General features: G+C 60.5%; 1 protein-coding gene. It reads left to right on the top strand.

From position 1 onward, the window contains the following. Positions 1 to 55: 55 nt before the first annotated feature. Positions 56 to 250 carry a winged helix-turn-helix domain-containing protein gene (locus ACV4UY_RS13125; protein WP_491608036.1) on the top strand — a complete coding sequence of 65 codons (195 nt, stop codon included), beginning with the start codon at positions 56 to 58 and terminating at the stop codon, positions 248 to 250. Positions 251 to 276: the final 26 nt, after the last annotated feature.

The raw sequence follows: 276 nt of genomic DNA, 5'->3' as shown, positions 1-276 counted from the left end.
ATTATTATCTGATCAATATCAATGAAGTACATCAAAGACAAGAAGAAAGTCCGGCTTGAAGGACGCCATCTCGCGTCGTCCCGACCCCCCCAGCGATCGCGGCATCAACGCGGTGATCTGCCGCATCCGCCGCAAACTCGATCCTCTCGGCAAGTGGCCGGCCCTGATCCTCACCGTGCCGGGACACGGCTACCGGCTGAACGATCAGCTGCTGGCCAGCTCGCCGGAGGCGTTTTCGGAGGCGGATTGATCCGGAGCCGGATCGGGGAACGGTGC

The sequence above is a fragment of the Candidatus Magnetaquiglobus sp. genome (assembly GCF_058402785.1).
This window is presented reverse-complemented; position numbering and strand designations above follow the sequence as displayed.